We start from the raw sequence: 1,033 nt of genomic DNA on the forward strand, positions 1-1,033 counted from the left end.
GGCAAATTCTATAATTAATCCGAACAGAAATTAAAAAGCCCAAAGCAATCACTTACAATGGTAGTAGCTAATTCCAACCAATATAGGGAGTGATTACTTTGGGTACATCTACTTTATCACGTTTTCAACGTGGCGCACTAGCACAACTGGTCAATGAGGGGAATAAATCTTACCAAGTAATGGCTGACGCCTTAGGCGTCGCCAAAGCTACGATTAGCTATGAGTTGGACCGGGTTAAACCTTATGATCCAGAATTAGCTCAGCAAGATGCAGATCGCAAAAGGCGGAATTGCGGTCGTCGTTCGATGCTGACGGCAGCATTAGCGACTTTAATTACCAATCACTTACGATTAACCTGGTCGCCAGAAACCATTGCGGCCGCTTATAACTTGAGCACTGCGTCAATTTATAATTGGCTTAATCGTGGCTGGCTCCCCTTCAAATTGACTGATCTACCCAATCGGAATGTCCGCCAGCACCGAGTGAGCGAAAATCGTGGGAAATTTACAAGTGGGACTTCCATCGAACAACGGCCAACAACTGTTAATCAACGGTTAGCTTTTGGTCATTGGGAAGTAGATACGGTGCTTTCTAGTCGAAGTGAGTCACGATCATGTCTGGTTACATTCGTAGAACGTAAGAGCCGACTTCTATGGGCCATCAAAGCCCCTAATAGAACGGCTAAGGCTCTAAACACCGCCTTTGGCAAGTTTATGGGGGCCTTCGGTCCCCAAGTAAAATCCATTACTGTTGATCATGGTAAAGAGTTTGCCAATTATCAGGCCTTAGAACAGGATTATCAGATCAAAGTTTATTTTTGCCATCCATATTCACCATGGGAGCGAGGTTCCAATGAATATTTTAATAGACGGTTACGCTGGTTCTTCCCGAAAAAGACCAATTTTAGCCAAGTAACGACTGATGAGATCCTAGCAGCACTTGAACTAATTAATCAACGACCATTAAAAATACATCATCAACAGACTGCCATTGAAAGATTCCGGGCTTGTTCGGATTAAACTTGTAATTTGCC

Annotated in this window: 1 protein-coding gene; it reads left to right on the forward strand. The window is 43.4% G+C overall.

Going from position 1 to position 1,033, the window contains the following annotated elements; translation table 11 throughout:
* The first annotated feature begins 98 nt into the window (after positions 1–98).
* Complete coding sequence (locus IV54_RS00530; protein ID WP_057877460.1) at positions 99–1,019, forward strand: IS30-like element ISLsa1 family transposase; 921 nt, start codon at positions 99–101, stop codon at positions 1,017–1,019.
* Positions 1,020–1,033 lie beyond the last annotated feature (14 nt).

It is taken from the genome of Levilactobacillus paucivorans (genome assembly GCF_001437125.1).
Lineage (GTDB): Bacteria > Bacillota > Bacilli > Lactobacillales > Lactobacillaceae > Levilactobacillus > Levilactobacillus paucivorans.